At 68.9% G+C, this 26279-nt stretch carries 14 protein-coding genes; 2 read left to right on the top strand and 12 right to left on the bottom strand.

The annotated features are described in order from the left end of the window. Nucleotides 1–179: 179 nt before the first annotated feature. The 6 genes from yoaA to NC595_RS06090 form a co-directional block, all read right to left on the bottom strand. A complete protein-coding gene (gene yoaA, locus NC595_RS06115; protein WP_253565389.1) occupies nt 180–2138 on the bottom strand; it encodes a DNA repair helicase YoaA in 1959 nt (652 codons plus the stop codon). Between the two features lie 301 nt (nt 2139–2439). Further along, complete coding sequence (locus NC595_RS06110; protein ID WP_253565388.1) at nt 2440–2964, bottom strand: tetratricopeptide repeat protein; 525 nt, start codon at nt 2962–2964, stop codon at nt 2440–2442. A gap of 9 nt (nt 2965–2973) precedes the next feature. Beyond that, nucleotides 2974–5304 (bottom strand): penicillin-binding protein 1B, encoded by a 2331-nt coding sequence (gene mrcB / locus NC595_RS06105; protein ID WP_253565387.1) that lies wholly within the window; start codon nt 5302–5304, stop codon nt 2974–2976. A 120-nt stretch (nt 5305–5424) separates the two neighbouring features. Continuing rightward, on the bottom strand, nt 5425–6267 hold the full coding sequence (locus NC595_RS06100) for an SDR family oxidoreductase (protein WP_253565386.1): 843 nt from the start codon (nt 6265–6267) through the stop codon (nt 5425–5427). Between the two features lie 4 nt (nt 6268–6271). After that, nucleotides 6272–8077, bottom strand: a complete 1806-nt coding sequence (locus NC595_RS06095) for a tetratricopeptide repeat protein (protein WP_253565385.1) — start codon at nt 8075–8077, stop codon at nt 6272–6274. 91 nt (nt 8078–8168) lie between these two features. After that, on the bottom strand, nt 8169–10307 hold the full coding sequence (locus NC595_RS06090) for a RelA/SpoT family protein (RefSeq protein WP_253565384.1): 2139 nt from the start codon (nt 10305–10307) through the stop codon (nt 8169–8171). An 83-nt stretch (nt 10308–10390) separates the two neighbouring features. Here NC595_RS06090 and NC595_RS06085 point away from each other — a divergent pair, with 83 nt between their 5' ends. Further along, nucleotides 10391–10861, top strand: a complete 471-nt coding sequence (locus tag NC595_RS06085; protein ID WP_253565383.1) for a hypothetical protein — start codon at nt 10391–10393, stop codon at nt 10859–10861. A gap of 7 nt (nt 10862–10868) precedes the next feature. Here the strand turns inward: NC595_RS06085 and hrpA are convergent, their stop codons facing one another. The 3 genes from hrpA to NC595_RS06070 all read right to left on the bottom strand — a co-directional run bounded on the left by hrpA (nt 10869) and on the right by NC595_RS06070 (nt 17049). Continuing rightward, entirely contained in the window at nt 10869–15095 is a 4227-nt protein-coding gene (gene hrpA, locus NC595_RS06080) for an ATP-dependent RNA helicase HrpA (protein WP_253565382.1), read from the bottom strand. Between the two features lie 114 nt (nt 15096–15209). Then, nucleotides 15210–15377: a hypothetical protein gene (locus tag NC595_RS06075; protein ID WP_017463129.1), complete on the bottom strand. Its 168-nt coding sequence runs from the start codon at nt 15375–15377 to the stop codon at nt 15210–15212. Between the two features lie 115 nt (nt 15378–15492). Next, nucleotides 15493–17049: an asparagine synthase-related protein gene (locus NC595_RS06070; RefSeq protein ID WP_253565381.1), complete on the bottom strand. Its 1557-nt coding sequence runs from the start codon at nt 17047–17049 to the stop codon at nt 15493–15495. A gap of 491 nt (nt 17050–17540) precedes the next feature. Between NC595_RS06070 and NC595_RS06065 the strand changes: the two genes are divergently transcribed. Next, entirely contained in the window at nt 17541–18008 is a 468-nt protein-coding gene (locus NC595_RS06065; RefSeq protein WP_253565380.1) for a Dps family protein, read from the top strand. A 66-nt stretch (nt 18009–18074) separates the two neighbouring features. Here the strand turns inward: NC595_RS06065 and NC595_RS06060 are convergent, their stop codons facing one another. The 3 genes from NC595_RS06060 to NC595_RS06050 form a co-directional block, all read right to left on the bottom strand. Further along, entirely contained in the window at nt 18075–18497 is a 423-nt protein-coding gene (locus NC595_RS06060; protein ID WP_253565379.1) for a hypothetical protein, read from the bottom strand. 52 nt (nt 18498–18549) lie between these two features. Next, nucleotides 18550–21219, bottom strand: a complete 2670-nt coding sequence (locus tag NC595_RS06055) for a M16 family metallopeptidase (protein ID WP_253565378.1) — start codon at nt 21217–21219, stop codon at nt 18550–18552. Nucleotides 21220–21442: 223 nt separating this feature from the next. After that, on the bottom strand, nt 21443–26188 hold the full coding sequence (locus NC595_RS06050) for an EAL domain-containing protein (RefSeq protein ID WP_253565377.1): 4746 nt from the start codon (nt 26186–26188) through the stop codon (nt 21443–21445). Nucleotides 26189–26279 lie beyond the last annotated feature (91 nt).

Here is a 26279-nt window from a genome sequence, read left to right as displayed (position 1 = left end):
CGCCTCAGGCGCCGATGTCATTCGCGCCCGGTCTCTGCCGCGGCACCCAGGACAGTCGCCACTTCCTCGCCGTCATTCCCGCGAACGCGGGAATCCATTTGGCCTTTTCGCAAAAGGCATGGCGGAGGACCGGTGTCGTCGTGAATAAGCGCCTTCCGCGTTCGCGACAATGACGGCGCCTAGCCGTCCTCGCCCGGCACCGCGAAGAACGCCCGCACGTCGCCCAGCTCGCGCGTGCGTGGCATCGGCGGCAGGCTGGCCAGGAACAGCTTGCCGTAGCCCTTGCTCATCAATCGCGGATCGCACAGCACCAGCACGCCGCGATCGTACACGTCGCGGATCAGCCGGCCCGCACCCTGCTTCAGCGCAATCGCCGCGCTGGGCACCTGCCATGCCATGAACGGATTGATGCCGGCCTGCTCCAGCGCTTCCAGCCGGGCTTGCAGCACGGGATCGTCGGGCGCGGCGAACGGCAGCTTGTCGATCACCACCACGCTCAGCGCCTCGCCGGCCACATCCACGCCTTCCCAGAAACTCGCCGCGCCCAGCAGCACGCCGTGGCCGCTGGCGCGGAACTCCTCCAGCAGCCGGTGCCGTGGCGCCTCGCCCTGCACGAACAGCGGCCAGGGCACGCGCGTACGCAGCAGCTCGGCGGCGCGGCGCAGCGCGCGATGCGAGGTGAACAGCACGAAGGCGCGGCCGTTGGAGGCCTCGAGCACCGGCAGCACCGCTTCGATCACCTTGTCGGTGTAGTCGCGCGCGGCCGGATCGGGCAGCCCCGGCGGCAGATAGCACAGCGCCTGGCGCGCATAGTCGAACGGACTCTCCAGGCTCAGCGTCTGCGGATCCTCCAGCCCGAGCTGGCGCGCGAAGTGACCGAACTCGCCGCCGACCGACAGCGTGGCCGAGGTGTAGATCCACGCCGCCTGGGTGCGCTCGCGCATCGCGCGCAGAGGCGCGGCCAGATCCAGCGGTGTGGCGTGGATGGCGAAGCCACGCGGGAACAGTTCGTACCAGCGCACGTCGATACCGCGCGCCTCGCCGGCCTGGCCTTCGACGATGCGCTCCAGCCGCTCGCTCAAGGTCAGCGAGCGCTCGTACACGTTGGCGAAGCCGCGCGATCGCTCGGCCTGCGAGGCGAGTTGATCGGACAGCGCGGCGACCAGCTCGGCCACGTCATGCAACCCATCGCGCACGGCGGCGCGGCTGTCCAGCTCGGCGAACGGGCCGCGCATCGGCAGTGATTCCATCGCCGCGCGCAGCTGCTTCAGCGCGTCCTGCAGCGCTTCGACCGGCTCCAGCAGCAGGCCGATGGCACCGGTGATGCCGCTGCATTCGGCCAGCGCGTCCTGCGCCAACTCCGACAGCTGGCGCGCGCTCACGCTCTGCGAAAAGAACTGGCCGGCCAGCTCCGGCACCTGGTGCGCCTCGTCGAGGATGAAGGCCTGCGCGCCGGGCAGGATCTCGCCGAAGCCTTCCTGCTTGAGCGCGAGGTCGGCGAACAACAGATGGTGATTGACCACCACCACGTCCGCCTCCTGCGCCTCGCGCCGTGCCTTCACCACGTGGCAGTCGTCGTAGAACGCGCACTCCACGCCCAGGCAGTTCTCCGGCGTGGAGGTGACGCGCGGCCACAGCGGCGACTCTTCCGGCACTTCGGCCAGCTCCATGCGGTCGCCGTGACGGGTGCGCGCCGACCAGGTGCGGATCGCCGCCAGCTGGTGCGCCTGCGCCGGGGCGAGGCTGCCGCCGTCGCGCACGGTCTGGTCCAGCCGGTACAGGCACAGGTAGTTGGCGCGGCCTTTCAGCAGGGCCGTCTTCAGACGGCTGCCGAGCACCGAGCGCACCCGCGGCAGGTCGCGGAAGAACAGCTGGTCCTGCAGCGCCTTGGTGCCGGTGGAGACGATTACCCGTGCGCCGGACAGCAGCGCCGGCACGAGATAGGCGTAGGTCTTGCCGGTGCCGGTGCCGGCCTCGGCGATCAGCGTCTCGCGCTCGGCGATGGCATGCGCGATGGTCCGCGCCATGTCCTGCTGCGCAGCACGGGGAGCAAAGTTGGGCAGCTCGCGGGCGAATGGACCGTCGGCGCCGAGCAGCGCACCGACGTCGTCGGGCGCGGCGTCATCGGGATCGATCATCCGCCAAGTATGGCGGAGGGGTTGCGGCACGGCGAGCACGCGAACGCTACGATTCCATCGGCCCGAAGGAGCGATGCCGATCTGGGATGGACGGCTGGGGTCGTGTGGTTCCTGGTCCGCGACGCGCTGTGGGAAAGCGTGCTTTTCCAGCTTGGCCGCGCAGCCCTGCTGGCGATCACGCTGGGACGCTTTCCCGGCGGGCGCCCGCCGTGCCGACCGGATCAGCTTCGCCGGGGTGATCGTGCTGATGCTCGGCTGGCCGGCATTGGCCGCGTGGAACCCCCACCACGCCTGATCCGGTTCAGAAGCGGTTGATGCCGGGCTTGTGGCACGCCTGCACCTGCTGCTGCGCATGGGCAGCACCGGCGTTGTCGCGGGCATGCAGGCGGACCTCCACCACGGTCTGCCAGTTGCGCGCGCACAGCGGACCCAGCTTCGGACCCAGCGACCACGATTTCTGCGCCAGCTTTTCGGCCACCGGGAAATCCTGCAGACGCACCGCCAGCTCAGCGCGATCCTGCAGCAGGTCCGGCGACTCGGGGCTGAGCCGCAGGGCCTGGTCGAGCTTGCCGGCAGCATTCTTGAAATCGCCGGCACGTTCGTCGGCCTGTGCGGCGTCCTGCAGCGAAGCTACGCCCGGATCGCGCAGCGGACTGACGTCGATCACCGACTGCTCGCGCTCACCGGCGGCGTGGATCGCATCGACCATCGCCTGCGGCGAGGGCGGTGGCGGCGACGGCGGTGCGGGCGGGTTGTCGGCGAAGCAGCCGGCCAGCAACACGGCGGCGGCGACGGGGAGGATACGGTGAATGCGATACGCGGACATGGCTGGGGCTTAGTGGGTGGGAGTCGGCGCGGGCCGCGCCGGCGAATTGTTGTTGTCGCCGACGCCGAAGAAATTGCCGACTCGCTGCCAGAAGCAGCTGTCGGTATCCGGTGGCAGGCTGCCGGCGACCACCGGCAGCTGGCGCGCGCCATTGCATTGCGGATCGGTGCGCTTGCCGTCGGCGGGATTGATCCAGGTCATCTCCAGGCCGGGACCGGGCTCGGCCGACAGCGGCCGGGTCGGCAGCCGCGCGAACAGGTTGCGCCAGATGCGCAGGCCGCCGGTGGCGCCGAACAGCCCGGTCGGCTTGTTGTCGTCGCGGCCCATCCAGAACACGGCCAGACGGTCGCCGGTGAAGCCGGCGAACCAGCTGTCGCGGGTATCGTTGCTGGTGCCGGTCTTGCCGGCGGCATTCAGCCAGGCCAGCCCGGAGTCGCCGATCGAGTGCGCCGTGCCGAACACCGCCACCTGCTGCATCGCCCAGGTGATCAGGCGCACCGCCGGCTGGTACTCGCCGGGGCCTTCCTGCACCTCGTAGCGCTTGATGGTGCGGCCGTTACCGTCGACCACGCCGCGCACCGCCAGCAGCGGCAGCGCGTGACCGTCGGAGGCGAGGTATTCATAGAGCTGCGCCAGTTGCAGCGGCGCCATGTCCTGCGCACCGATCAGCAGCGAGGGACTGGGGTTGATGTCCTTGAAGCCGAACGACTCCAGGAACGCCTGGATCCGCGGCAGGCCGACCTCGAGCCCGAGGTGGATCGTCGCCAGGTTCCAGGAATGCGCCAGCGCGTCGACCATCGGCAACATGCCGTGGCTCTGGTTGTCATCGTTGTGCGGCTCCCACATCGAACCGTCCGGCTGGCGCATGCTGACCGGGCTGTCGTCCAGCAGCGTGCCGAGGTTCCAGTGCGCCGGATCGGTCAGCGCGACCAGATAGACGAACGGCTTGATGGTAGAGCCGACCGGGCGCTGCGCGTCCATCGCCCGATTGAAGCCGGGATCGCCAGGCGTCTTGCTGCCGATCACCGCCAGCACGCTGCCGGTGTGCGCATCGGTCACCACTCCGGCAGCCTGCACCGCATTGCCGCGCTTGCCCAGCGACTTCACCGCGTCCGTCACCGCCTTCTCCGCGTACAGCTGCGCGGCCGGATCGAGCGTAGTGAAAATCGACAGGTTGCCCGCACGAAGGGTGTCATCGTCGAAGTCGGCCCGGATCTGCCGGCGCACCAGGTCCATGAAGGCCGGGAAGCGGTTGTGCGGCAGCTGCGCGTTGTCGGCGATGCCCAATGGCGCGGCCTCGGCCGCCTTGGCCTGCGCGGCGGTCATCAGGCCGGTCTTGGCGAACTGCTCCAGCACCAAGTTGCGGCGTGCCAGCGCATGCTCGGGATAGCGCCGCGGATCGTAGTAGCTCGGCCCCTTGACCATGCCGACCAGCAAGGCGATCTCCTGCGGCCGAAGCTCCTCCAGCCGCCGGCCGAAGTAGAACTCCGCCGCCGCCGCGAAACCGTGCACGGCCTGGCTGCCCTGCTGGCCGAGGAACACCTCGTTGATGTAGGCCTCGAGGATGCGCGACTTCGGATAGTGCGCCTCGATCAGCAGCGAGAGGATCGCCTCGTTGAACTTGCGGGTGAAGTTCTGGTTGCGGTCCAGGAACAGGTTGCGCACCAGCTGCTGGGTCAGCGTCGAACCGCCCTGCACGGTGTGGCCGGCGCGCAGGTTGGCGAAAGCCGCACGCAGGATCGCGGTGAAGTCGATACCGATGTGGTGCTTGAAGTCGCGGTCCTCGACCGCCTGCAGGCCGGACACCAGCAGCGGCGGCACGTCGGCCAGGTGCACGATGCGGCGTTCCTCCTGCTGTGCGCCGTACACGGTGGCGATGCGTGCCGGGTCGAGGTGAGCTTCCTTCAGCGGCTTGCCGCTACCCGCGTCGAGCACCGAGGCGACCACGCCCCGCCCCATCGTGACCACGATACGCTTGGGCAACTCGCCCCCGTCCGGGCCGGCATAGCCGCGCGAGGAGATCGTGTAGCGCACGCCGTGTTTGCCCCACCGTCCGGGCAACTCGCCCTTGCCGTCATCGCTGTAGCCGGCGAAGGTCAGCTCCAGCTCCAGCGCCGCCGGCGTCATCGGCTCGCCGGCCTCGAGTTGCAACGGGCGCGCGAACACCCGCGTGGGCACCGCGAACACCAGATCGTTGAAACGGTCCTGCACACGCTTGTTGAGCACCAGCGTGTAAGGCAGCAGGAAGCCGAAGAACAGGCCCACCCCGATCCAGAACGGAATACGCACCCACGGCCAGGCGGTGCGGACGAAGGATTGCAGTCGGGTCACAAAGGCCAACGCGAGGAATTCCCGGGGAAAACGGGGTCGATGATAGGCCCTCACCCCCGGCGCAAATATGAATGCCCGCCGCGCGGGCGGGGCAGGATGCGGGCACGACGCAGGCGATCCGCGGGCGGATCAGCGCGCTGGTCCCCAGCAGCCGGCGTCCGGCCGGAACGGCCGCGGCTGCACGCCGAGCAGACGCAGCAGCGCCGTGTTGTCGGCCACCAGGTCCTCGTCTAGGCGTCCCAACGGACCGCGCAGCTTCGGTGCCAGACGCGCGGCCAAGTGCAAGGCGACGCTCGGTACCGGCAACGGCACGGTGGCGACTGGCAGGCTGTCGCGCACGCGGGCAAACATCTGCGCGGCGGTCAGCCGTTCACCGCCGCCGATCGGCACGACCACGCCACCGGCCGCGGACGGGTCCAGCGCAGCGATGCTCGCCAGGGCGATGTCGTCGGCGTGCACGGGCTGACGGAGTCCCCGCCCCGCCGGCAACGGAAACAGACGCAGCCGCGCAGCGCGCCGGGCGATCGGGGTCAGGCTGCGGTCGAGCCCGGCGCCGTAGACGATGGTCGGGCGCAGCACCATCCACGCCAGTCCCCGCGCCGCGCATGCATCCGCCAGCGTCTGCTCGCCCTCGTGCAGCAGTCGCGCGATCTCCCGTTCGGCGGCCACGACGGAGTCGCGCTTGGTCTGCGCACTCATCGAACTGGTGGCAACGATGCGCGGCAACCCACGCAGCGGCGCCTGTGCCAGCCACTGCGCGAACGGCAGCAGCGGCCCGTAACTGACAATGCCGGACAGCGGCGGCAGGTCGCGTGGCATCGCTTCGGGCAAGCCACCTTCGATCCAGCGCACGCCGAGCATCGCCGGTTGTGGCCGACGGCTCAGCGCAAGCACGGCATGCCCGGCCTCACGCAGCCGCGGCAGCAGGAAACGGCCGATCTGGCTGCTGGCGCCCAGCACCAGGAGGGTCATGCGATCACTGCCCGGCGTTGTTCAGGCGCGCGGTCAGCTCGGCCAACCGGGGATGCTGTGGCGCCAGCTTGCGCACGCGATCCAGCGATTGCGAGGCACCGGGACGGTCGCCGCTGTCCAGCTGCTGCTCGGCGCGATCCAGCCAGGCTTCGGCGAGGCGATTGCGCAGCTGGCCCTGGTTCGGATCGCCCGGCGACAGGTCGGAGAGATTGCCGAGCATGTCGCCGGCCGTGGCCAGACGCCCGCCCTGCAGCGCCTGGTTGAACAGCTGGATCACCGTCGCCGGCAAGTTCTGCAGGCCATCGCGCGCGGCCTTGTCGTTGCCGTCGATGGCCAGCGCGCTGCGGTACAGGTCGTAGGCGCTCTGGCCCGGCGGCAGCATGATGTCGCCCCGCTGCGCGGCCTCTTTCGCCTGCTGCACCAGCGAGCTGACCTGGGCCTGTTGTGCCGGGGTCAGGCTGGGCTGCAGCAGTGCGCCGGACGCGTCGTCTTTCGCCGGCGCCGCCGGAGAGGCGCTGGCTGTTCCACCGGCGGCGCCGGTCGGCGCAGCACCGGTTTGCGTAGCCGGGGCCGACGATCCGGCCGCGGCCGGGGCTGCCTGACCCAATCGTGCCCGGGCGGCAGCCAGGTCGGCGGACTTCGGCGCCAGTACCTGGGCCTGGTCGAGGAGAGCCCTGGCCTGGGCGTCGTCGCCGCTGTCGATCGCCGCGTTGGCCTGCACGGTGAGCGCCTGCACCACCTTGCCCAGTCCCGACTGGGCAGCAGGGTTGTTCGGGTCGAGCGTCAGTGCCTTCTGGAAATACGCCAGCGCGGTGTCGTCGCCGGAGCCGCTGATGCGACCGGCGCGCAACGCTTCCATGCCCTGGGTCACCGCCTGGTTCACCGCATCGTCGTGGGCACGCTGCACCTGGGCCTGCTGTGCGCGCAGCGACGGCAGGTCGCCGTAGCGCGGCAGCAGCGAGGCGAGCTTGTCGATCGCCGTTCCGGCGGTGGCCGCGTCGCCGGCATCCAGCGCCTTGCGTGCAAGATCGGCGTAGGCGCTACCGACCTGGTCCAGGCCGTGCGAGGCCACCGCGTTGCCGGGGTCGGCGGCGAGCACCTGCGTGAACAGCGCGGCGGCGCCGTCGGGGCCGTCCAATTTGCCCTGCGCCAGGGCCTCGCGCGCCCGTTCGACCAGGTCCGAGGCATGCATGTGGGTGAGGCGCGCCAGGGCGATCGCGCGGTCGAGCTGGTCGACATCGGTGCCACCGCCGAGCAGTTCGCGCGCGGCCGAAGCGGACTGCGTGGCGGCATCGAGGTCGCCGGCACCGAGCTGCTTCTGGCCCTGGGCCAGCTCGGCCTGGCCGACGGCACGCAGGCCATCGAGCGCGCGGTCGTTGTCCGGCTCGAGCGCGCGCGCGGCCTGGAACAGTTCGCGTGCGCTGGTGCCGTCGGTACCGTCAAGATGCCCGGCCTGCAGCGCGGCATTGGCGCGCGAGAGCACGTCGTTGAAGCTGGTGCGCGGCACCATGCCGCGCAGCGTGTCCTGGTTGAGCCAGGCCACCGTCGCCAGCCCCACCACCACGAGCAGGGCCAGCGGAACCAGCCAGCCGCGCTTGCGGGCGGGCGATTGCTCCGGTTCCGCTTCGGGCTGGCGTCGCGCACGCGACGAAGCCGACGCGGCGCGATGCGGCGGCGCTTCCACGTCCACCCGGGGCAGGCCATCGTCCGGAGCCGGCGGTGCGGGTGCCGGACGATCCAGATCGTCGAGATTGCCCAGGGTAGGTTCGGTGCGCCCTTGCGGGCCGCGCGGGTCGTTGCGTCCGCTCATCGTGAGTCGCCAGGTCGATAACCGCCGAAGCTTAGCATCCGACCCCGGCCGGGCCGCCCGGGTTCGGACGGCCATTCAACTGCCAGCCGGCTCAGCGGGCGCCGACCCGACGCGCATCCACCACATTGGACAACGCCACCAGCTTCGCCAGCAGGTGCGAGAGCTGCTCGTAGTCGCGCACCCGCAGGGTGAAGCGCATCTCCACCTCGCCGGTGCGCACGAACATGCGGCTGGACGAGGCGATGATCGGGATGTTGGCGTTGCTGATCACTGCGGTGACGTCCTTCTGCAGGCCCTTGCGGTCGTAGCCGTGCAGTTCGATGTCGACCTGATAGGCCTGCGCCGGCACCCGCCCCCAGCTCACCTCGATCACCCGCTCCGGATCGCGCCGGGCCAGCCGCGCCAGTGCCGGACAATCGGCGCGATGCACCGACACCCCGCGACCGCGGGTGACGAAGCCGCGCACCGGATCGCCCGGCAGCGGCTGGCAGCAGCGCGCCAGCACGGTGAGCAGGTTGCCGATACCTTCGATGGTCAGCGCGCCATGGTCGATCGTCGGCACCTTCGGTGGCGTAGGCGCGGGCGAAGCCGACACCGGCTCCGGCGGATGCGCCGCCTCCTGCAGCAGGCGGGCGATCTGTCCCGGCGCCACTTCGCCCAGCGCGAGCGCGATCAGCAGTTCGTCGTGGGTCTTGAGGTGGAACTGCGCCGGCAGCGCAGCGAGATCGGCACTCGGCAGCGCCAGGCGCTTGAGCTCGCGCTCGAGCATGGCGCGACCGGCGGCGAGGTTGGCGTCGTGTGCGATGCGGCGGAACCAGGCACGCACCTTCTCGCGCGCCCGCGCGGTATTGAGGTAGCCGTGGTGCGGCGACAGCCAGTCGCGGCTGGGCTCGCCGACCTTGGTGGTGAGGATCTCCACCCGGTCGCCGCTGCGCGGCTGGTAGGTCAGCGGCACGATGCGCCCGTTGACCTTGGCCCCGCGGCAGCGGTGCCCGACCTCGGTGTGCACGTGGTAGGCGAAATCCAGCACGGTGGCGCCGTGCGGCAGGTCGAACACCTCGCCCTTGGGCGTGAGCAGGTAGACGCGGTCCTCGACCAGTTCGGTCTGCAGCCCGGCAGCCAGCTCGCCGCCCTCGCCATCGGCGCGCGGCTCCAGCAGCTTGCGCATCCAGGCGATCTTCGCCTCGAATTCGGCGTCGGCGCCGCCACCTTCCTTGTAGCGCCAGTGCGCTGCCACACCCAGTTCGTTGGCACGATGCATCTCGTGGGTACGGATCTGCACCTCCAGCGTCTTGCCATGCGGGCCGATCACCGCGGTGTGCAGCGAGCGGTAGCCGTTGGCCTTGGGCCGCGCCACGTAGTCGTCGAACTCGCCGGGCAGATAAGGCCACAGCGCGTGCACCACGCCCAGCGCGGCGTAGCAGTCGGCCACGCTGCCGACCAGGATGCGCACGGCGCGGATGTCGTAGAGGTCGGAGAAGGCCAGCGACTTGCGCTGCATCTTCTTCCAGATCGAGTAGATGTGCTTCGGCCGCCCGGCCAGGTCGGCGCGGATGCCGGCCGCCTCCAGCGAGCGGCGCAGCTCGGCCAGCGACTCGCGGATGAACTGCTCGCGGTCCTCACGCCGCTCGTCCAGCAGCGTGGCGATGCGACGGTAGGTGTCGGGCTCGAGGTAGCGGAAGGCCAGGTCCTCCAGCTCCCACTTCAGCTGCCAGATACCCAGGCGATTGGCCAGCGGCGCATGGATGTCACGGGTGAGCCGGGCCAGCCGGACGCGCATCTCTTCATCCAGCGCCATCGCCGCGCGCATGCGGGCGAGCTGGCGCGCCAGCAGCACGAACACCACGCGCACGTCGCGGATGATCGCCAGCAACAGCCGGCGCAACCCTTCCGAACTGGCGGTACCACCCGGCTGCGCATGCAACGTCCACACTTTCTCTGCGGCCTGCTGGCCGTCGACCAGCCGCCGCACGTCAGCCGGCAGTGCAGCCTGGTCTGCCTCGTAAACCTCCGGCGCCGCCTGCGCCAGCGCGAACCACAGCGCCGCGGCCCGGGTGGCGGCGTCGCAGTCGAGCATCACCAGCAAGTCCAGCACGTCGGCGCACTCGGCCTGGTCGACCGGCGCGGAGGCGCAGGCATCGATCGCCGCGCCGATGACGGGGCCGGCATCCGGATGGGCAACGCGCCAACGCGTCAGCCCGCCGGGAGCGGGAGTGGCTGCAGGAATCATCGACTCGCCTCGGGAACTTGTCCCATTCTATGCATCCTTGCCTTTACCGAAGGCCTTCCCCCCCTGTTCCGCTGGAGCCCGTCATGCGCCTTGCCCCCTTGTTCTCCGCCCTGCTCGCCCTGCCGGTCGCTGCATTGGCCGCGTCGCCCGACCAGACCACCCCGCTGCGCGACCGTATGAGCGCGGCCGACTTCCACACAGCGGGTCTCGACAAGCTCTCCGCCGACGAACTGGCCCACCTCGATGCGTGGCTTGCGGCCCACCCGACGACGCGCACCAAGATGGTGACCAGCAACGGCCAGCCGGTGTTCTACACGGACAAGGAAAAGCGCGCGGCCATCGAGACGCACCTGGTCGGCCACTTCGACGGCTGGAGCGGCCACAACCTGATGACCCTGGACAACGGCCAGCAGTGGAAGCAGGTCGGCTCGGACCAGCCGGCCTGCGGCAGCGCCTCGGCTCCGGCGGTGAAGGTCAAGCCCAGCCTGTTTGGCGGCTGGCTGATGTACGTGGACGGGTGCAACGGCAGCGTGCACGTCGAGCGGGTGAAGTAGGCCCCGCTCAGACGGACTCCACCGCTTCCAGCGCCCGCGCCAGCCGCTTGGCCGACACCGGCTCGGCGGTCTTCAGCTCCTGCGCGAACAGCGACACGCGCCACTCCTCGATCAGCCAACGCAGTTCCTCCAGCCCATCGCGCCCTTCGGCGCGGTGGTTTAGGAAGCCGCGCCAGTACGGCAGCACCTGCAACATGCGCTGCTGATCCTTGGCCGGGTCCTGGCGCAGGCGCTCGGCGCGCAGGCGCATGGCCTTCAGGTACCGCGGCAGGTGGCCGAGCCGTTCCACCGTGAACGTGCGGGCGAAGCCGGGGGCCAGCAGCGCGTCGAGTTGTTCGTGCAGGTCGTCGTAGCTGGCGCGGGCGAAGCCGATCAGCGGCGGCTCCAGCCACGGCTTCAGGTCGGCCTGCGCCTCGATGACCGGCTCGACCCGCTTGAGCCGCTCGATCGCCGCACCGAACAGCTCGCGCGCCGCCTGCGTGCGCAGCGCCTCGAAGGTGCCGGCGGTGCGCACGTCGAGCGGGTGACGCTCGAGCAGGTCGGCGAAGCCGCCCTCGACCAGATCCTCGCGCAGGCCGTCGATGCTGCCCAGCGGCGCGTACTTCAGCGACAGCGCGTTGGCGATCGGCAGGCGCCGGCGCGCCTGCTTCATGTCGCTGGCCAGCGCGTTGCGCAGCAGCCGCACCACGCCGTCGCGATGCGCGTCGGCGGCCTCGTCGCGACGCTCGAACACGCGCAGCGCCACCGTCTCACCCAGGTCTACCAACGCCGGGAAGGCCAGCAGGCCGCCTGCCGAGCGCACCTCGGGCGGGATCTCGTCGAAATCCCACGTGGCGACGTCCTCGCGCATCAGCTCGACGTCGGTCTTGCGCGAGAACGCCTCGCGCGCCTGGCCCTCCCACTGGCCGCGCAGCGCGGCGAGATCGCGCGAGGCGGCCAGCGTGCGGCCGCTGTCGTCATGCAGGCGATAGCGCATGGAGAAGTGCGCAGGCAGCTCCACGGCGGCAAACTCCGCGGCGGTTACCTCGACGCCCGTCGCACGCTTGAGGAAGGCGGCCAGCGCCCTGGCCAGCGGCTCGTCGCGCGGTGCCTCGGCCTCGACGAAGGCGCGCGCGAAATCCGGTGCCGGCACGAAGTTGCGGCGCAGCGCCTTGGGCAGGCCGCGGATCAGCTCGGCCACCTTCTCGCCGAGAAGTCCAGGCACCAGCCATTCGCAGCGCGCGGTGGGCAGCGCGTTGAGCATCGCCAGCGGCAGGTGCAGGGTGACGCCGTCGGCCTCGTCGCCGGGTACGAAGCGGTATTCCAGCCGGTAGCGCTGCGGGCCGATGTCCATGGCTGCCGGGAACGCCTTCGGGTCGAGTCCCGCACCGCCGACCATCACGTCGTCGATCGACCAGCGCAGCGCCGCCTGCTCGGCCGGGCGGGCCTTGCGATACCACGCCTCCAGCGCGCGGCTGCTGGCGATGTCCTCCGGCAGCTTGCCCTCGAAGAAAGCGACCAGTTCATCCTCGTGGCGGATCAGGCCTTCGCGGCGCTGCTTGGCTTCGATGCCGCGCGCGTCCTCCAGCACGCGCTGGTTGGCGCGCAGAAAATCCACCTTCGCCTCGATGTCGCCGCGCGCCAGTGCTTCGCGCAGGAAGATCTGGTGCGCCAGCGCGGGATCCTGCTGCTGGAACGTCACCGCGCGCCGCTCCACCAGGTTCAGCCCGAACAGGCTCACCTGCTCGTAGGCCACCACGCAGCCACGCTTTTTCGACCAGTGCGGTTCGCGGCAACTGGACTTCACCAGATGCGCGGCCTGCTCCTCGATCCACTGCGGCTCGACGCGGGCGCACATCATGCCCCACACCTTGCCGCCGACATCGAGGATCTGCGCGGCGAACACCCAGTTCGGCGGCAGCTTGGCCAGCGCCGAGCCGGGGAAGACCTGGAACTTGCGCTCGCGCGTGGAGCGGAACACGCCCTTCTCGTCCTTGCGGCCGACTTGGGTCGGCAGGCCGGCCAGCAGGCTGCGGTGGATGGACTCGAAGAGGCGGATAGCGGCTTTTTCATTCAAGCCTTCGCCTTCTCCTTCGCTCCCCGCCGAGGAGATGAGTGAAATAGAGGACTTGGGCTCGGGACGATCGCTCCTCACGCGTCGGGAACCCGGCGCTTCGCTGCGCGAAGCGCGCCCCCTCACCCCGGCCCTCTCCCCCGGCTGCGCCAGGGGAGAGGGAGTCTTTCCGGCTTCGACACGGGTCTTAGGTGAGGTTGATCCTTTCACCGCAGTTGTCGCCACCGACGGCGTCGCAGGAGCGGGATCGCCGGCATCGAGCTTCCAGCCCAGCTCATCCACCACCAGCAGCAACTGCCGGTGCAGCTCGCGGCACTCGCGCATGCGCAGGAAGGAGAGGAAATGCCGCGAACACCAGTCGCGCAGCTTGGACTGGGTCAGCTCCTCGCTGGCCGCGTGATAGGCGCGCCACAGGTTGAGCACGCCGAGAAAATCGGACTTCGGATCGGCGAACACCGCGTGCGCCGCGTCGGCCTGCCCGCGCGCGTCGGCCGGGCGCTCGCGCGGATCCTGGATGCTGAGGAAGGACACTACCGTCAGCAGCTCGCGCAGGCAGCCGAGCCGGCGCGCCTCCACCAGCATGCGTGCCAGTTGCACGTCGATCGGCAGGCGCGCGAGGTCACGGCCGATCGCGGTGAGCGTGCGTTTGTCGTCGATCGCCGAGATCTCCGCCAGCCGGCGATAGCCGTCGGCGATCACGCGCGGATCGGGCGCCTCAAGGAACGGGAACTCGTCCACCTCGCCCAGCTTCAGCGCCAGCATGCGCAGGATCACGTTGGCCAGCGAGGAGCGCAGCAGTTCCGGATCGGTATAGGCGGCGCGCGCGGCGAACTCCGTCTCGTCGTACAGGCGGTAGCAGATGCCCGGACCGATGCGTCCGCAACGGCCCTTGCGCTGGTCGGCGGCGGCCTGCGAGATCGGCTCCACGTGCAGCCGCTCGAGCTGGCTGCGCTGACTGTAGCGCTTCACCCGCGCCGTGCCGGTGTCCACCACGTAGCGGATGCGCGGCACGGTGAGCGAGGTCTCGGCCACGTTGGTGGCCAGCACCACGCGGCGCTTCGGACCGGGCTTGAACACCCGGTCCTGGTCGATGGCCGACAGCCGCGCGTACAGCGGCAGGATCTCGGTCTCGCGGTATTGCCGGCGCGACAGCAGCAGATGCGCATCGCGGATCTCGCGCTCGCCCGGCAGGAACACCAGCACGTCGCCCGGGCCGCCGCCGAGGCTGCGGTCGGCGATGATTTCGTCGATGACGTGGGCGATGTGCTCGGCGCTGCCCTGCTGGATATCGCCGCGCCCGCTTCGCTGTGGGAGCGACTTCAGTCGCGATTCGCTTCCATCAGCACGGCCACCTGTCGCGGCTGAAACCACTCCCACAGCATCACCATCGACCGGGCGCCAGCGCACCTCCACTGGATACGCGCGCCCCTCCACCGAGACCACCGGCGCACCGTCGAAATGCTCGGCGAAACGTGCCGTGTCGATCGTCGCCGAGGTGACGATGATCTTCAGCTCCGGCCGCTTGATCGCCAGCCGCTTGAGGTAGCCGAGCAGGAAGTCGATGTTGAGGCTGCGCTCGTGCGCCTCGTCGATGATCAGCGTGTCGTAGTTCGACAGCCACGGATCGCCCTGCGTCTCGGCCAGCAGGATGCCGTCGGTCATGAACTTCACCAGCGTGCGCTCGGAGACCTTGTCGCTGAAGCGCACCTGGAAGCCGACCTGGTCGCCGATACCGGTGCCCAGTTCCTCGGCCACACGGTTGGCGACCGAGCGCGCGGCCAGCCGGCGCGGCTGGGTGCAGCCGATCATGCCGGCCTCGCCGCGCCCGGCCGCCAGGCACAGCTTGGGCAGCTGGGTGGTCTTGCCCGAACCGGTCTCGCCGGCGATCACCACCACCTGGTGCTTGCGGATCAGTTCGACGATTTCGTCGGCGCGCGCGGTGATCGGCAGCGATTCGTCCAGCATCACCGCGGGCTTGGCTGTTGCGCGTACCTGGCGCCTGGCTGCCGACGCCTCGATATCCACCATCAGCGCGTCGAATTTCGCGGCACTTGGCTCTCGCAACAATCCACGCCAGCGCCCCAGCAGGCGACCGAAATCCCGGGTAGAAACATTATCGAGCGCCCGGCGCGCTTCACGTAGACGAGGTTCCAAGCTGGCAGGAGGGGAAGAGGAAGACATGGCGCGGAATGATAGCGCCCCGCCCTCGCGGTGTTGCCGACCAACCGCATATAGAAACGCCGTCCCGCAAGCGGGACGGCGTAATCAACCGCCCGAATACCGGGCCGGGCTGGTTTAGCCCTCTAGCACCCTGGCGTCCTGCTTGGCCGCATCGATCACCATGCCGTAGGGCTTGTGGTAAAGCGACTTGCCTACGTTGCTCGACATCGGCTGCTCAAGCTGGATGCCGAAGGTGTTGGCCTCATCCGAGGCACCTTCCGTCACAATCTGCAACTGGTTCATATCAGCTCCATCTCATATGCCGCTTCCTGGCGGCCTGCCGAATCTAACACCCGAACTAATTCCATTGCCAGGCAACACGGCATGGCAAGGCGCCGCCCCGTTCCTGTCCGAAGGATCACGCCAGTTGCCTTGCGAATCTCTCCGTCCATAAGAAATTGATCAATGGCGACGTGGGCGCCACCGCCTTGGTAGTCGCCACCGTATCAAGCAACGCAAGCGCGGCTCGCTGGTCGACCAGCCCGAGGTCTGCAAGCGCGCATTCCCGCAATTGCCCCGCGAGGGCGGTCCTATGCCGAGCGATCAACTCCGGAAAGACCTGTGCAAAGGTCTCCTTGGCGTAGTTGCGCGGAAAAACATCCTCGCCCAGACGAGCATCAAGATACAGCTGCATCGTGGTGCGTCTGCGGCGAAGCTCCAGCGGCAGCTGATAGCAGAAAACCATCAGGTCGGGATCGCTCAGCGGATTGATTGGCCAGATGCCGTGCTGCATCAGATGGTGCGCCTTGCTGACACTGGCCATCACGGATGGCACCGGACCGGCCGGAGCGTCGAAGGCATGCAACGAACGCAGTGCGCTCAATGCACGCGGGGTCAGCAGTTGCCTGGCAAAGCGCTGCGGATCTCCGATCGACCTGCCGCCTGCGACGTTGTCCTCCGCGACAACGCCCGTACCCATGAACAACTCGTCTCCACCGAGACCGGTGTACATGAGGTCACGACCTTGAGCGCGTGCCGTGCTCCACAGTGTCTCGAAGGCTTCAAGGTAGTACTCCGTGTTGACGTACGCCTTGTGCCCATCGGGACTCAGATCGAGTGAGGGCGGGATCGCATCGATGTCCACCGTTTCGTCGGACAATCGGAGCCGGTCCGCGATCTGTCGGCGACGTTCGACCTGCGGCACTCGGCATTCGCCCCCGACAATAATTCCCCTGCTTGCCACCGGGCCATGAAGGCCGGCCAAGGCGCAAGCGACTGCCGCTGAATCCATCCCCCCGCTCAACTCAACAGCAATGCGGCCGGGAGCTGCGGGCCGCTTCGCGATGACCCTCCGCAACAGTTGGTCAAACATGCTCACCGCGTCGGCGCACTCCATTGCGGGTGCCGCAGGCACCTCAAATGGAGACGGATAGCGGTAGTGCGCGCGACCTGGTTCCAGATAGAGGGTGGCCCGCTCGGTAAGCAGGTACACGCCGATGCATATCTGCCGGGAAGAATAGACCTGCTCCAGGCCCAGGCTGCAGCTGGCAACCTCGAAATCGATCGGCAACCTGTCAGAGAGAAAATCGGCAAAGTCCCACGACACTCTCACCTGCTCGTCCGTCGCACGGCAGTAGACGGGGGCCGCGCCGAGCATGCCGGCGCGGAGCTTGACCCTGCGCCCCTGCTTGGCGACCTCGACCATTACATAGTCGAGCGGCCACAGCAGGCATGCCCGATACAGCTCATCGAACCGCTCGCTGTCGACGTTCTGGAAGCTGGCGTTTTCGCTGACCGCTCCTCCGGCAACCCGCTCTCGCACAACAGCGAACCACCGTTCCTGCGTTTGCACCACGAGTGTTTCGAGCGCGGCATGCCGAAACGGAGCAATCTGGCTGCGCCCCAGGGCGATGACGCCATGCTTCCATTCCGGATTCTGTGAGAGATCGCCCCACGCGATGTCAGCCTTGAGCATGAAAATTTCTCCTCCTATTGAGAATCCTGTCCAGCCGCACGGGCCAGCCTTCCAAAAGGGCAACCACAAACCGGGCATCGCAATCTGCCGACGAGGCACTTGATGTCGCGACTGGCCGCTTCTTCATGCACTCCGAACGACATCAGGAGCTTGGCTCCCGACAAGATGCCGGAAGAAAAGATGTCAACAGCGCCGAGTTGGCGTGCAAGCCTCAAGCGCCATGCCGGCTCTCGCTGGCTCGATTGAACTGCTTCGACTCATGTGCGGAACGCCTCATCCTTGATGGACACGGAAGCTGCCGGGCGTCTGCGAACGCGCACCAAGCAGCGATCGTTAGGCCGGCAAGGGTACCGTTGAACGAGAGCACAACAAAGGAAAACGACGATAGTTGCAAGCTATCAATCACATCATCAGGATTCATTTCCCGAGCAAGGGATAAGACGATAAATTCAGTCCACTCTCTATTTGAGACAAGAACGTAGGAGCAGCACATGGCCATGAACATCGGTATTGCCAAGAAGGACCGCGAGGCGATCGCCAAGCAGCTCTCCAAGCTGTTGGCTGACACCTATTCGCTGTACCTGAAGACCCACAGCTTCCACTGGAACGTGACCGGTCCGCAGTTCAACAGCCTGCACGCCATGTTCGAGACCCAGTACAACGAGCTTTGGCTGGCCGCCGACGAAGTGGCCGAGCGCATCCGCACGCTGGACGTGTTCGCCCCGGGCTCCTACAGCCAGTTCGGCAAGCTGAGCGCGATCAAGGAAGAAGCCGGCGTGCCGGACTGGAAGGACATGGTCGCCCAGCTGGTGGAAGGCCACGAGATCGTGGCGCACACCGCACGCGAGACGATCAAGGTGGCCGACAAGGCCGGCGACGAAGGCACCGCCGACATGGTCACCGGCCGCCTGAAGGAGCACGAGAAGACCGCATGGATGCTGCGCTCGCTGCTGAAGTGAGCCGGATGCATCGGTGACACGGAAAAGCCCGCCCAACGGCGGGCTTTTCGTTTGGACTCATTGCGATCAGGTCCGGCCGGATTGCAGATAACGGCGCAAGGCCCGAAGCGTAGCGATCGGCCCGATGACGAAGCCATCGCCGATGGAGACGATCTGGCTGTCGAAGTAAAGGGCGCGCGGCACAGCCGGAACCCAGCCACGGCTACCCCGCAGATAGCGCTTTCCTTCGAACCATTGCTCGACCTTCACCGCATCGCCGGACCCGAGAGGCATGCATCCGGGCTGACCGAGGACAGCCGAGGGCAACATGCCGATCACCGCACCTTGCGCGATCGCAAGGGGCAACCCGGACCCCGTGATTCGGTGAATCAGCGCCGACACCGCGATGCACAACAGGACCAAGCCACTGAAGAACCAGAGCCGGTAGCGATCCCGCGCCTGCTCCCGCAGCGAAGCAATCGCAATGGGGTAGCGACCTTCCTTCGACATATCGCCTGCCTTCAGCAAGGCGGTGGGCCGATTGCCCACCGCCGGTCCCTGATCAGCCCTTCGGCGCCGGCCCCTTCACCGCCGTGACGAAGGCGTCCGGCCGCACGTGCTTGGCGAACGCCTGCTGCACCTGCGGCGCGGTCATCTCCAGGTAGTGCTTGGCCGCGACCGTGGTCGCGTCCAGCGGCTTGCCCTCGATGGCCAGGCCGAGCAGCTGCCCGCCGATGCCGCCGAAGCTGGATTCGCCCAGCGGCATCTGGCGCAGCAGGATGCCCTTGGCACGATCCAGGTCGGCCGGCGATACCGGCGTCGTCTGCATCTGCTTCAGGTCCTGCACCACCAGCGCGCTGGCCGCCTTCACCTTGTCAGGATCGGCGCCGTAGTCCACCGAGTAGGTGCTGCGGTTCCTGCCGTAGTCGAAGCTGGTGCCAACGCTGTAGACCAGGCCGCGGGTATCGCGCAGGTCGTGGTACAGCCTCGAGGCGTAGAAGCCGCCGCCCAGCACCTCGTTGCCGAGGTTCAGCGCGTAGCGATCCGGATCGTCGCGGGTCACGTCGATGGTCTGCGCCATCGTGACGCTGTCCTGGCTGGCACTGGCATCCGGCACGTGCAGCTGGCCGGCATGGTTCGGCGGCACGGCGGCGTAGTCCACGACGGGTTTCGGGCCGCTGGCCTTCCACGCCCCGAAGGTCTGCTCGACCACCTGCTTCACCTGCGCCGGATCGACCTTGCCGACCACTACCAGGGTCGTCATGTCGGGACGGAACACCTGTGCGTAGTACTGCCTCACCTTGTCCAGGGTCAGGCCCATCACGCTCTGCGGCGTGGCGTGGCGCAGCTCCGGATCGCTGGCGGGCAGCAGGGCCCGGTCCAGGCCGATCTGGGTCAGGAAATCCGGCGATTGCACCTGTCCGGCCACGAAGCCGGCCGTCTGCCGCTGCACGATCGGGAAGGCCTGCGCCGGCAATGCCGGATGCAACTCGGCGTCGGCCAGCAGCTTCACGCCCTCGGCGAAGTGGGCCGACGGCACCGCCAGCGAGAAACTGCTCCCGGCGGACGCACGGGCGCTGATCGCGTCGAGCGCGGCCTGGTACTGCAGGCGGTCGAGATGGGTGGTGCCGAACTGGAACAGCTGGCCCAGCACGTCGGCGACGCCTTCCTCACCCTTGGGTGCCTGCAGGTCCTGGTTGGTCTGCACGCGGCCGAAGGCCACCACGGTGTTGCTGATCGTCTCCGGCTGCACGATCAGCCGCATGCCGTTGGCGAGGTGGTAATCGACCGGATGCAGCGAGGATTTCGGCACGCTGAGCTTGGCGAAGGCCTTGGCCGCCCACTCGGGCAACTGCACCGGCTTGTCCGGGCTGGAGGCAAAGCTTTCGGCACCACCGAAGCCCTTGCCGGCCACCGGCTTGCCCGAGCTCACCGGGGTCAGCACGGCGGTCACCGCATGGGCCGGAACGAAGGTGGCCCTGGCCAGCGCATCGACCTGCGCCGGGGTCACCGCCTCGATCGCGTGCCTGATCGCATCCGGCGAGTCGAGCCCCTCGAATGCCAGCGCCTGCGACCAGGCATTGGCCAGCCCGTCCACCGAGTTCTTCTTGAATTCCAGCGCCGCGATCGCCTGGCGCTTGGCCGCCTCGACCAGCGCCGGGTCCACCCCCTTGCCGGCCGCCTGCGCCAGGATCGAACGCATCCGCGCCAGCACCGGCTGCGGGTTGCCACCACGCGGGAAGATGCCCACCGCCATGCCGAAGCCGGCCTGCGGCATGAACTGCGCGGCGAAGCCGCCGTAGAGCGCGGTGCCGTCCATGCCCATGCCGAACAGCTCGGCACGCTTGGACGCCAACGCCTGACCAAGCACCGCGGCCGTGGCGTAATCCTTCGCCTTCATGCCGGGCAGGCGATAGGCCAGGTACACCGAACCGTAGGGACTGTCGGTCGGCAGGGCGACCGCCTTGGCCTGCACGGGCTTGAAGGCAAATTCCGGTCGCGCCGGCAGCTGGCTGCGCGGGATGTCGCCGAACTCCCGCTTCACCCTGGCCAGCGTGGCGACCGGATCGACGTCGCCGGCGATCACCAGGATCGCGTTGTTCGGCGCGTACCAGGTGTCGTGGAACCGCTTGAGCATCGCCGCGGTGGTCTTGTCGAACGAGGCACGCGTGCCCAGCGGAGTGTGGCCGTAGGGCGTGCCGGCGAACAGCTGCGCCTGCAGTTGCTCGTAGGCCTTGTAGGACGGGTTGGACAGGTCGCGCGAAACCTCCTGCTCGATCGCGCCGCGCTCCTTCGCCCAGTCCTTGTCGGTCACGTCCACGCCGCGCATGCGCAGCGACTCGACGTGCAGCGCCACGTCCAGGTCCTGCGACGGCGTGACGAAGTAGTACTGGGTCACGCCCTGGGTGGTGTCGGCGTTGAACGCACCGCCCATGTTCGCGGCGATCGCGGCGAGCTGATCCTTCGAAAGCCCCGGACTGCCGCGGAACATCATGTGCTCCATCGCGTGCGCCGTGCCCGGGAACGCCGCGGGCACCTCGTCGGATCCGGCCAGGTAGTTCAGCTCGGTGGTCACCACCGGCGCCAGCGTGTCGCGCACGATCACCACGCGCAGGCCGTTGTCCAGCGTGACGCGGGTAACGTCGGAGGGTGCCGTCGCGGCATGCGCATGACCGATCGCACCGGCCGCCAGAAGCATGCCGATCACGGCACTCATTGAACTCTTCTTCATCAATTCCTTTCCTTGTTTCCGGAACACGTCCGCACTCGTCGCCGGAACGCGGCGCGTGCAGGGCACAAGGCGAAACGGCTTCGCCCTGGTATTCAACGCGGCCGCGCCACGCCAACCCCACCCGCGCGGAACACCTGCAACAACTTACGCGCAGGTGGCGTCCGGCAATGCAGGCGCAGACCGCATCCGCAGGCAAAAGATCCTCCGTCTCCAGCGAAAGGGGCTAGTCGGCCGGGCGCGATCGCACCAGCGCTTCCAGTGCATCGAGCAGGTCGCGGGCGACTGCGCTGTTGTGCGGCTCGGCGTGCTGCCGATCGTGGAGCACGCGTGCTGCCTGCCCGGAGTCGCCGAGCTGCGCCAGCAGGACACTCATGGGGCAGGCTTCGAGTGTGGCGGCGTGCAGCGAGCGATGCCTGATCGACCACCACTGGAACGCGACCGCGCCGATGCGCGTGGACAGCGGCGCGGACAGGTCGGGCATGCGCGTCTGGCGATGCCAGCACGGCAGCGCCTCGACCGGCATCGGCCGGGCGAGGCCATAGCCCTGCCCGTAACGGGCGCCAAGCAGGCGGGCGACCTCGATCATGCCCGCATCCTCCAGCCCCTCCACCACCACCTCGCAGCCGAAGTCGCGGCCCATCTGGATCACCGCGCTGACCAGGCTGATGGTCTGCGCCGGCTCGCTGCGCAGGCGTTTGAGCAGATCCTGGTCGACCTTGATCGCACTGAACGGCAGGCTCGCCAGCCGGCGCAGGCTGCTGTAGCCGGAGCCCAGATCGTCCATCGCCAGCTGCACGCCGAGATCGAGCAGGCGCTGCACATTCTCGTCGCGCACCAGCTCGTCGAACTGCTGCGTCTCCAGCACCTCCAGCACCAGTCGGTGCGGCGCCACCCGGTGGGTGGCCAGCGCCTGCGCCACCCAGGATGCGCAAGCCGGCTCGGCCAGGGTCAGCGGCGGCAGGTTGATCGACACGTCCACCACCAGGCCTTCGGCCTGCCAGGCGCACAGCGCGGCGAGCGCGAGGTCCAGCCCGCGCACGAACAGGCGGTCCAGCTCGGCCTGGCGCAGCAACGGGATGAACACGTCGGGGCCGACCATGGTCCCGTCCTCCAGCACCAGCCGCGCCAGTGCCTCCACCTTGGCCAGCCTGCCATCGCGCAGATCCACGATGGGCTGCATCGCCATCTGCAACCCGCCCTCGAACAGCCGGCGGCGATAGGCGACCGCCTGCTCCTGCGAGACCGGCAGCGGCGGGCGCGTGCCGCGCTGCCAGATCTCACTCCAGCGCTGCTGCAGGTTGCGGGTGAACTGCTGCATCACCGTGCCGCCGAACTGGCGCGGGAAGCGCCCGAGCACCACCAGCAGCGCCACCGGCTGCCCCTGTGCGTCCAGCACCGGCAGGTGGGCTCCGGCACGGATCCCCAGGCGCAGCATGTGCTCGTCCAACTCGCCCCAGCTGTCGAGGCGGGTCGATCGCACGAGCGAGGCGGACGCATGCACCCGACCGGACTGCCAGGCCCGCATCAACAGCGAATCGGCAGGCGGGCGCAGCGGCCCGATCTCGCCGCCTTCGGCGGCAAACAGTGAAGTCACCTGCGGCGCCAGCGGCCCGTCGCTGGCCTCCACGCTGAACACGCCCTCGGAACTCTGCCGCAGCACTAGCGCACAGGCGATACCGGGCATCCGGGCAAGCTGGGCGAGCTCGCTGCCCATCGCGTCCGTCCACGAACCCCAGGAGGCAGGCAGCGCCTGCATCACCATCTCGACGAACTGCTCGTTCGTCTCCGCCTGCGCCTGCAGCTGGATCTGCATGTCGTCGCGGATGCGCTGGTCCAGCAGTTGCACCACCTGGTAGCGCTCGCGGGCGAGCATCGGCTGGGCGTTGAAGTGGGCACTGAGCATGTCGCGATACAGCGCCATCCAGTACATCAGCTGGGCACCGTCCACGCCGACCAGGGCGTGGATGCGTCCGAGCCGCCGGCTCTCTTCCTGCAGCCGTTCCCACGACAGGTCACCACCGGCCAGTCGGCGCAGGTGTTCACCCTGGCGTTCGCGCAGGAGGGCGAGGTCGGCAGGCGCCAGCCCTTCGAGGATCTCGCGCGAATGCGGCTCGTCGCCAAGGCGCCGGTAGAACTCCTCGATGAAGGTCTGCTGCACGGCCTCCGTCTGCGATACCAGCTTGCGCAGCAGGCGGGAGGCCTCCTCGCCATAGGCCGCGATGGACTGCTCGACGTGGGCATCCGCTGCCGGTGTCGTTCCGTGGCGAAGCCACCAGCGTCGGCGACTGCGCCGGCTCTGCTTGCACTGGTAGAGCGCCTCCTCGGCATTGCGCAGCAGCAGGCCGCCTTCGGCGCCATCGTCGGGAAACAGCGCGACACCCATGCTCTGGGAGACCTCCACCTGCAAGCCCGGCGCGAGTGACACCGGATCGGCGAACGCCTCGCCCAAGCGACGGGCGCAGGCATCCAGCTCGTCGTCGGCGAAGGCGGAGCCGCGGCCCGACAGGACCACCACGAACTCGTCGCCGCCCACGCGTGCCAGGAACTCGCCTGGCGCAAGCCGCTGGCGGATGCGCTGAGACAGCTGTTGCAGCAACTGGTCGCCGCGACTCGGACCGAAGGTCTCGTTGACCATCTTGAAGTCGTCCAGGTCGATCTTGCCGACCGCCAGCGCCCGTCGCGCGGCCTGGGCGGCAGCGATCGCCCCCGGCAGGTGCCGGTCCAGCTCGCGCCGGTTCGGCAAGCTGGTGAGGTCGTCGTGGAACGCCAGGTACTCGAGCCGGTCGCGCAAGGCGCGGATCTCGTCGATGTTCCGCTGCACGCCCACGAAATGGGTCAGCTGCCCCGCCTCGTCGCGCAACGGCGTGATCGCCAGCAGGTTCCAGAAGCTGCGGCCGTCCTTGCGGTAGTTGAGGATCTCGCCCTCGAAACTGTCCCTGGCAGCCAGCCGGCTGGTGATCCGGGCACGCATGGCCGGATCGGTCAGCTCGCCCTGCAGCAGGCGGCAGTTGCGGCCGAGGATGTCTTCCGGGCCGTATCCGGTGATCGTTTCGAAGGCGCGGTTCACGTAGACCGTACGCTGCTCGGCATCGGTGATGATCACACCCTCCTTGACCGAGGCGAGTGCGCGCGCCAGCAGCGTCTGGGAGGCCAGCGCCTCGCGCTGCCCGCTGATGTCGACCAGCGTCCAGATCTGGTCGAAGCCGGCCCGCGGGAATGGAGCCCCCTCGATGCGCAGCCAGACCTGGTCACCGTCGAGGCGGCGGGCCGCCACCTCCATCACCGCGCGCCCGTCCTTCGCGAACGCCTCCTGGATGCGCCCGGGCATGGCCTCGCCCTGCGCGCGGTCGGCGTACAGATCGATCGCGCGCATGCCGAGCAGCGCCTGCGCGCTGGCGGCCCCGAGCAGTTGGGCGGCGCGCTCGTTGGCCCGCGCCACGACCCGGTCGCGCAGCAGCACTACCCCCACCGTGGTGCTGTCGAGCATGGACTGGTTGAGTGCCTGGATCTCGCGCTCGCGGTGGACCAGGTCGAGCCGGTCGAGGCCCCGCGAGATGCTGCCGGCGATGGCCTCGAGCACCGTCCGCAGCTCGGCATCGAACATGTCCTCGCTCAGATGGTAGACGGTGAGCACCGCCCACATGCGGCCACCCCGGCGGATCGGCAGCGTGGCGCTGGCGCCGATCGCGAAGCGCGCGGCGCGCTCCCGCCACGGGGCCAGGAAGCCGGCGTGGGCGAACGAGCGGTTGTAGTAGCCGACCCCTTCGCGCCAGGTGCGCCCACTGGATCCGCCCCCTTCCGGCAGCGCCGGATCCGCGCTGATCCGCAGATCTTCCATGTAGCCGATCGCCGGGCCGGCGCTGGCGAGGAACTCGAACCAGCCGTCCGGCCCCGGCTGGCCGACCCAGGCCAGGCAGAGCCCGGCGTGCCCTACTGCGAGCTCGCAGACACGCTGCAGCAGCGGCACGGCATCGTCATAGGCGGAGGCGCACTCGGTGACCTCGGCCAGCAGGGCATTGAATTCGGCCAGGCGCCGACTGGCGGTAACGTCGGTCTCCACCAGCAGCGCCCCCTCGCAGCGGCCCGCGGCGTCGCGCCGCGGCGTGCTGGCCACCTGCACGATGGCGAAACCACCGTCCTGCCGGTAGTTCACCAGCATCCCGGCGAACGCCCGGCATGCGGCGATCGCTTCATGCAGGGCCTGCAAGGCCGCCCGGTCGGTGCGCTCGCCCAGCATCACCTCGCTGCGCAGATGGCCGAGCAACGCCTCGTCGCCACGGCCACCCAGCTCGCGGAAGCCCTCATTCACCCACTGGATGCGCCCGTCGAGATCGGTGATCGCCACCCCGACCGGCACCCGGGAGGCCACCAACGCCATGCGCCGCAGTTCCGCGCCCTCGGCCTCCTGGCGCTCATGCTCCGCCGCCTGGTCGAACAGGAGACCGACCACGCCGGCACCCAGCTCCATCAGCTGGCGATGGAGCACGTCGGGCAGGCGACGTTCAAAGGAGGTCAACGCAAACGTGCCGGCCATTTCCCGCGAACGCAGTCGCACCGGGGCCGACCAGCAGGCGCCGATCCCGTGCTCCGCCGCCACGTCGCGCAGGGAGGCCCAGCGCGGGTCTTCGCGGGCATCGCTGACGAAGGCGGGTTCGCCGGTCCAGGCTGCGCACGCGCAGGAGCCGGAGTCCGGGCCCGGAACGACGCCGTCCAGCAGCGTCTGGACGGCGGCGGGTACGCTGGGGGCGCTGGCGAAGTGCAGCCGCCCGGAAGGCCCCAACCGCATCACCGTGGCCATGGCGCCGGGCACGAAGGACTCGAACAGGCGGCAAGCTTCGTCCAGCCGCTCCGGCAACGGTCCCCCGCGCGCCACCAGGTCGAGCAGCCGGCGCTGCAGCTCCATCAGGCGGACCAGTTGTTCCCCGGACAGGCGCACCGGTTCGTGCGGCGGCTCCTGCATCGTTTGCATGCCTTTTCGACGATGGGACAGAGGATCGGCCCAGTGGGCGCGCGACGCAACGCCCGCGACAGGTAGCCGCCCCCCGGAAGCGGCCGCCGGG

This window comes from Dyella lutea, assembly GCF_024158035.1.
In the GTDB taxonomy this organism is placed as follows: domain Bacteria; phylum Pseudomonadota; class Gammaproteobacteria; order Xanthomonadales; family Rhodanobacteraceae; genus Dyella_A; species Dyella_A lutea.
This window is presented reverse-complemented; position numbering and strand designations above follow the sequence as displayed.